Origin of the sequence: Muricomes intestini (assembly GCF_004346165.1) — a bacterium.
Taxonomy (GTDB): Bacteria; Bacillota; Clostridia; order Lachnospirales; family Lachnospiraceae; genus Muricomes; species Muricomes intestini.
Window position 1 is genome coordinate 37,166 of the sequence record NZ_SLZZ01000026.1, and the last position, 7,505, is coordinate 44,670.

Annotated in this window: 7 protein-coding genes; all 7 read left to right on the top strand. The window is 42.9% G+C overall.

Features of this window, described 5'->3' with window-relative positions:
• The first annotated feature begins 12 nt into the window (after window positions 1-12).
• The 7 genes from groL to EDD59_RS14475 all read left to right on the top strand — a co-directional run bounded on the left by groL (window position 13) and on the right by EDD59_RS14475 (window position 7,393).
• On the top strand, window positions 13-1,638 hold the full coding sequence (gene groL / locus EDD59_RS14445; RefSeq protein ID WP_132383114.1) for a chaperonin GroEL: 1,626 nt from the start codon (window positions 13-15) through the stop codon (window positions 1,636-1,638).
• Between the two features lie 136 nt (window positions 1,639-1,774).
• On the top strand, window positions 1,775-3,229 hold the full coding sequence (gene guaB, locus EDD59_RS14450; protein WP_132383116.1) for an IMP dehydrogenase: 1,455 nt from the start codon (window positions 1,775-1,777) through the stop codon (window positions 3,227-3,229).
• Window positions 3,222-3,929, top strand: coding sequence for a peptidoglycan recognition protein family protein (locus EDD59_RS14455; RefSeq protein WP_243117444.1), 708 nt, complete (start codon window positions 3,222-3,224; stop codon window positions 3,927-3,929). The genes guaB and EDD59_RS14455 overlap by 8 nt, the downstream gene beginning before the upstream one ends.
• A 330-nt stretch (window positions 3,930-4,259) precedes the next feature.
• Window positions 4,260-5,045, top strand: a complete 786-nt coding sequence (locus EDD59_RS14460; RefSeq protein WP_132383118.1) for a shikimate kinase — start codon at window positions 4,260-4,262, stop codon at window positions 5,043-5,045.
• Window positions 5,045-5,530: a YqeG family HAD IIIA-type phosphatase gene (locus EDD59_RS14465; RefSeq protein ID WP_132383120.1), complete on the top strand. Its 486-nt coding sequence runs from the start codon at window positions 5,045-5,047 to the stop codon at window positions 5,528-5,530. Before EDD59_RS14460 ends, EDD59_RS14465 begins: the two co-directional genes overlap by 1 nt.
• A gap of 110 nt (window positions 5,531-5,640) precedes the next feature.
• The gene (gene efp, locus EDD59_RS14470) at window positions 5,641-6,198 is read left to right on the top strand and encodes an elongation factor P (protein WP_132383122.1); all 558 of its coding nucleotides are present in this window, start codon (window positions 5,641-5,643) and stop codon (window positions 6,196-6,198) included.
• 241 nt (window positions 6,199-6,439) lie between these two features.
• Complete coding sequence (locus tag EDD59_RS14475; protein ID WP_132383124.1) at window positions 6,440-7,393, top strand: DUF5688 family protein; 954 nt, start codon at window positions 6,440-6,442, stop codon at window positions 7,391-7,393.
• Window positions 7,394-7,505: the final 112 nt, after the last annotated feature.

Genomic DNA, 7,505 nt, shown 5'->3' on the forward strand with positions numbered 1-7,505 from the left:
GGAGTGACAGACATGGCAAAGGAAATTAAATACGGAACAGAAGCCAGAGCAGCATTGGAGAAAGGTGTTAATCAGCTGTCTGATACAGTAAGAGTTACATTGGGACCAAAGGGAAGGAACGTAGTGCTTGACAAATCCTTCGGCTCACCGCTTATCACCAATGATGGTGTGACAATCGCAAAGGAAATTGAACTGGAAGACGGTTTTGAAAACATGGGAGCACAGCTGATCAAGGAAGTAGCTTCCAAGACAAATGATGTAGCAGGCGACGGAACAACAACGGCAACAGTTTTGGCACAGGCTATGGTTCATGAAGGAATGAAGAATCTGGAAGCAGGTGCCAACCCTGTTATTCTCCGCAAAGGTATGAAGAAAGCTACAGAGACTGCGGTAGATGCAATTGCAAAGATGAGCAGCAAGGTAACAGGCAGCGAGCAGATTGCAAGAGTTGCAGCTGTATCTTCAGGTGATGATTCCGTTGGGAAAATGGTGGCAGATGCTATGGAGAAGGTTTCCAATGACGGTGTTATCACAATCGAAGAGTCCAAGACAATGCTGACAGAACTGGAACTGGTAGAAGGTATGCAGTTCGACCGCGGCTACATTTCCGCATATATGGCAACAGATATGGAGAAGATGGAAGCAAATCTGGAAGAGCCCTATGTGCTGATTACAGACAAGAAGATTTCTAACATTCAGGAAATTCTTCCTCTCTTAGAACAGATTGTGCAGGCAGGCGCAAGACTTCTGATTATCGCTGAGGATATTGAGGGTGAGGCACTGACCACTCTGATTGTCAATAAACTTCGTGGTACTTTCAATGTAGTAGCTGTAAAGGCACCGGGCTACGGTGACAGAAGAAAAGAGATGCTGCAGGATATCGCAATCCTGACAGGCGGACAGGTGATTTCCGAGGATTTGGGAATGGATCTGAAAGAAACTACAATGGAGCAGCTTGGCCGTGCAAAATCCATCAAAGTCCAGAAAGAAAATACAGTGATTGTAGACGGTTATGGAGATAAGAAAGCAATCGAAGACAGGGTTTCTCAGATCAAAAAAGGAATCGAAGAGACAACATCTGAATTTGATAAAGAAAAGTTACAGGAGAGACTTGCAAAACTGGCAGGCGGTGTAGCTGTTATCCGTGTAGGTGCTGCAACTGAAACAGAGATGAAAGAAGCAAAACTCCGCATGGAAGATGCTCTAAATGCAACGAGAGCGGCTGTAGAAGAAGGAATTATTGCAGGTGGTGGTTCTGCCTACATTCATGCTGCAAAAGAGGTTGCAAAGCTGACAGAGACATTGTCAGGAGATGAAAAGACAGGAGCTAATATCATTCTGAAGGCTCTGGAGTCTCCACTGTACCACATTGCATCAAATGCAGGCCTGGAAGGTGCGGTTATTATTAATAAAGTAAAAGAGTCCAAAGTAGGAATAGGTTTCGATGCTATGAAAGAAGAGTATGTAGACATGGTAAAGGAAGGAATCCTTGATCCGGCAAAGGTTACAAGAAGTGCATTGCAGAATGCCACGAGTGTAGCAGCCACATTACTCACAACAGAATCTGTAGTCTCTAATATAAAAGAAGACACACCAGCAATGCCGGCAGGCGGTGCAGGTGGAATGGGAATGATGTAATAAGTTTCCCGTCATAATAGAAAGTCCTGATGCAGTAGATTTCACTGCATCGGGACTTTTTGCTTGACAAGTTTCTCTAATTTCTGTACCATAGGGTTTAAAACATTTGTACATTATTAAAGAGAGGAGAAAGAATATGGGAAAAATAATCGGGGAAGGTATTACATTTGACGATGTGCTTCTGGTTCCGGCGTATTCAGAGGTTATTCCGAATCAGGTTGATTTGTCAACGTATCTGACAAAAAAGATTAAGCTGAATATTCCGATGATGAGTGCGGGGATGGATACAGTGACAGAACACCGCATGGCAATCGCCATGGCTCGTCAGGGAGGTATAGGCATTATCCATAAAAATATGTCAATTGAGGAGCAGGCAGAAGAGGTCGACAAGGTAAAGCGTTCTGAGAACGGGGTTATTACAGATCCTTTTTATTTGTCACCGGAGCATACACTGGGGGATGCCAATAATCTGATGTCCAAGTTCCGCATATCAGGTGTGCCGATTACAGAAGGAAAAAAACTGGTCGGAATCATTACAAACCGTGATTTGAAATTTGAAGAAGATCTCACGAAAAAGATAAAAGAACGTATGACTTCTGAGGGACTGGTCACAGCGAAAGAAGGTATTACACTGGAAGAGGCAAAGAAAATTCTTGCCAATGCCAGAAAGGAAAAACTTCCTATTATAGACGATGAAGGCAACTTGAAAGGTTTGATTACAATCAAGGATATTGAAAAGCAGATTAAGTATCCGTTATCTGCAAAAGATGTCCAGGGACGTCTCCTCTGCGGCGCAGCAATTGGAATTACAGCAAATTGCCTTGAGCGTGCCGGTGAGCTTGTGAAGGCAAAAGTCGATGTAGTTGTGCTGGATTCTGCTCATGGACATTCTAAAAATGTACTGCACACTGTGCGTATGATTAAGGAAAAATATCCGGAACTGCAAGTCATTGCGGGGAATGTGGCAACCCAAAAGGCCACAACGGCTCTCATTGACGCAGGTGTGGATGCCGTAAAAGTAGGAATTGGACCGGGATCCATCTGCACAACACGTGTAGTAGCAGGTATTGGTGTTCCTCAGATTACGGCTGTTATGAGATGCTACGAAGCAGCAAAAAAATACGGCATTCCGGTTATTGCAGATGGCGGTATTAAATATTCCGGCGACATGACAAAGGCGATTGCGGCGGGTGCAGATCTCTGTATGATGGGAAGTATTTTTGCCGGGTGTGATGAGAGTCCGGGAACTTTTGAACTGTATCAGGGAAGAAAATATAAAGTGTATCGCGGAATGGGTTCTATTGCCGCCATGGAAAACGGCAGCAAGGATAGATATTTCCAGTCGGAGGCAAAAAAGCTGGTTCCGGAAGGGGTAGAGGGACGTGTACCGTATAAAGGAACTGTAGAAGATACTGTGTTTCAGCTGATGGGCGGTCTTAGATCCGGTATGGGATACTGTGGCACTAAGAATATAGAGGACTTGAAACAAAATGGGCAGTTTGTAAAGATTTCTGCTGCATCACTGAAGGAGAGCCATCCTCATGATATTCACATTACAAAAGAGGCACCAAATTACAGCGTAGATGAGTAAAAATACAAGTCAAAAACAGATGAGAAAACGGGAATTTACGAAAAGACGCAGGATTACAAAAAGGTGGTTAAAAGTACACAAGGATTCTTTATGGATATATGGCGGAATAATAGTTCTGGCAATTGTGACAATCGTGATGGGAATATATTCCTGTGCTGCAGGCGGCAGAGGAAAAAGTACAGGCTTGGAGGCAGATGCCTCCAAGCCTGCTATTGATGTACAGCTTTTGGATGTCAACGAATATTCCAGACCTGGAATAAAGTCGGATTCAATCACTGGAATCGTTATACACTATACAGCAAACCCCGGAAGTACCGCTCAGGAGAACCGGGATTATTTCAATGGATTAAAAGATAGTCATGAAACCTCAGCCAGCAGCCATTTTGTGGTAGGGCTAGAAGGAGAAATCATACAGTGTGTACCCACCTGGGAACTGGCCTATGCATCTAACGGCCGAAACCATGATACTGTGTCCATTGAAAGCTGCCATCCGGACGAATCCGGCAAATTTACAGATGAGACTTACAAATCCCTGGTTCAGCTCACTGCGTGGCTGTGCAGGAAGTATGGGCTTACAGAACAGGAGGTTATAAGACATTATGATGTCACCGGGAAAAACTGTCCGAAATATTTTGTGGAAAACGAAGAGGCATGGGAACTTTTCAGAGGAGATGTAAAGGCAGCATTAGAGAAAGCCTAAGAATTTCGATGTACATATTAATTATGATTGAAAAGAAGACTATTCCGGCACTTGCCCCCACAGCAGAAAATTGTTATAATATGATACCAGGGTCAAAAGGTCATGCGTTTCATGCTTGCATGAAAAAGCATGACTTTGGGATCCGAAAAATATGAGAAAGTAGCCCGAGCAGGGCGAATTTCGAATGTTTTTCGGATTGCGGGAGCACAAAGTGCGTAGCAATCCGTAGGTATCAGGGGTCAAAAGGTCGTGCGTTTCATGCTTGCATAAAAAAGCATGACTTTGGGATCCACAGGTACCAGATAAATACAAAAAGGTGGAAAGTGTAAGATGAATGACCTAGAGATGTACCGTGAGCAGCTTGCGCTGTGCGATGATAAGATTATAGATGCGCTGATGGAGCACAATGTGATTGCAGAGAAGATTATGGTCTATAAAGAGAAATATGGCATGCCTATCCTGCAGCCCTTGCAGGAAGAAAAACAGGAGAGAAAGCTGAAAGAAAAGCTTGAGGGCAATAAATATCAGAAGGAAATTTATGATGTATTCGAGCGGATTGGGCATGTTAGCAAGCAGGTTCAGGCAAGGAAGTTGTTTTCTCATAATATTATTTTAATCGGGTTCATGGGCGCGGGAAAATCAACTGTTTCAGATTATCTCAGCTCCATGTTTGCCATGAAGATTGCAGAGATGGATCAGATGATTGCTGAGAGAGAAGAGATGAGTATCCCGGATATTTTCGCTACATATGGAGAATCTTATTTCAGAGCGAAGGAGACAGAGCTTCTGATTGAACTGCAGTCACAGAAAAACGTAATTATTTCATGCGGAGGCGGCGCTGCCCTGCGGGAAGAAAATGTTGCAGAGATGAAGAAAAATGGCCGTGTTGTTCTGCTCACAGCAAGTCCTAAGACAGTATATGAGCGGGTAAAGGACAGCGAAGACCGTCCGATTCTCCAGGGCAACAACAACGTGGAGTATATTGCGGAACTGATGGAGAAGCGGCGTGAAAAGTATGAGGCGGCAGCAGATATTGTAATCCAGACAGATAATAAGGCTGTATTGCAGATTTGTGAGGAACTGATTTCTAAATTGCTGGGAATGGATGCAGAATAATGTTTGAAAGATTTTTTCCGGATGACTATCAGATGTCAGCTTATGTCATCCCATATGAAAAGCTATATGAAGAAGGATACAGAGGAGTGATATTTGATATCGATAATACCCTTGTTCCCCATGGGGCTCCAGCGGACAGCCGTGCAAAGAAGCTGTTCTCCAGGCTAAAGGATATCGGGTTTTCTGCCTGTCTCCTGTCCAATAATCAGGAACCCCGTGTCAAAAACTTTAATAAAGACATTCAGGTTCATTATATTTGTAATGCCCATAAGCCTTCTGTGGGAAATTATGAAAAGGCAATGGAGGCCATGGGGACAAACTGTTCCAACACGATTTTTGTTGGGGATCAGCTTTTTACGGATATCTGGGGTGCGAAAAGGAGCGGTATCAGGAATATTCTGGTAAGACCGATTTATCCAAAGGAGGAGATTCAGATTGTACTCAAGCGCTATTTGGAGAAAATCGTCCTTCATTTCTACAAGTAGAAGTGTGATCTAAAGTAAAAAAAGGTTGAAAAATTTGCAAAATTATTATAGAATTATAAACAGTGTAAAAAAGGCAAGTGCATGGATTGCACAATTGAAGGAGGATTACAATGATCTCAGCAGGAGAATTTAAGAATGGTATAACCGTAGAAATTGACGGCAATATCTATCAGGTTTTGGAATTTCAGCATGTAAAGCCAGGCAAAGGTGCAGCTTTCGTGAGAACAAAGTTAAAAAATATAATTAGCGGCGGTGTTGTAGAGAAGACTTTCAGACCAACTGAAAAGTTTCCGAAGGCGCACATTGATAGAAAGGACATGCAGTATCTTTACCGGGATGGTGACCTGTACAACTTTATGGATGTTGAGACATATGACCAGATTGCACTGGATGAAGAGGTTGTCGGTGATGCACTTAAGTTTGTAAAAGAGAACGAAACAGTTAAAATTTGCTCTCACAATGGAAATGTATTTTCAGTAGAACCTCCACTGTTTGTTGAGCTGACAATCACAGAGACTGAGCCCGGATTTAAGGGTGATACGGCACAGGGAGCCACAAAGCCGGCTACAGTAGAGACTGGGGCAGTTGTTATGGTCCCGTTATTTGTGGATGAAGGTGATATTTTGAAGATAGACACAAGAACGGGAGAATACCTCTCCCGCGTATAGTGTAAAAAGGGGTCTGACCCTTTTGCGCTCCATTTTCTGATAATTCAGAATTCGGTGCCCAAAAGGGTCAGACCCCCTTTTTGGCAACAATATTTTGCAGGCGGGGGCTTGTATTTTTGATGTGATTTATGTATAATCATTTTACCAAATATTTTCAAATCAAATGATTTTTAGTCATCCGGCACGGTTCGTGTCAATTTTCTCAAGCTATGATGAGTGCGCAAATGAAGAGAGGAATATTATGGAATATCAGGAATTTTTGTGCGCTGTGGAAGGACAACTGAATAAAAAATTAAAGGAGGGGGTCAAGGCTAAAGTTTACACTGCCCAGAAGAATAACGGCAGGGAGAAAAAAGGAATCCTGTTTGAGACAAAGGAGCTAAGCGCTTCACCGGCCATTTATCTGGAGGGCCTTTTTTACAGATTTCAGAAAGGAGAACAGCTTGGAGGGCTGGTTCAGGAGATCCTGGATTTCTATGGGTCAATAGAAGGAAAAGAACCTTGGGGCTATCACCAGCTTCAGGAATATGACGTGATTAAGGACAGGGTGGTATTTAGGCTCATTCACACCGAAAAAAATAAAAGAATGCTGGAACATATTCCGTCTGTGGAGATTCTGGATTTATCTATGGTATTTTATATATTGCTGCAGTTGGACGAGGAAGGAACAGCTACGGTACAGATCAGCAATGCTCATCTTAAAATGTGGGGAATCAATCGTGAGCAGCTTTATCCGGCGGCGATTAAGAATGCGTCCGTGCTTTTGCCGGCAGAGTTTTTCACTATGCATTATGCAATAGAAGAAATGTTGGAGGAAGCAGCCGGGGAGGAAGGAGATTCCGTAAAAAGGAGGGATGAGAAGGAAAATCTTCTGAGCCAAATAGGAGAGCAGCCGGAAGACACCATGTATGTGCTGACAAATTTTATTCGATATTGTGGCGCCGCCTGTGTTTTCTATCCTCATATTCTAGATATGATAGGCGAAATGCTTAAGGAAGATTACTTTGTCCTGCCCAGCAGTATACATGAGGTAATTGTTGTGCCTGAATCAAAAGGACTTGATGCAGAAGAAATGTGCAAGATGGTAAAAGAAATTAATGAGACACAGGTTGCTCCGGAAGAAGTGCTGAGTGATCATGCATATTTCTACAGGAGAAAAGAAAGGCAGCTGATGTTCCAAAAGCCGGGACTTTAACAAACATAGAAAAGGAGCCTGAATTACAAAAGTAAACCCGGTATGAAAGATTAAGTTCTACATACCCTAAAAAAATATGACAAATACAAAAGTTTTTGCACCGCATAAGCTT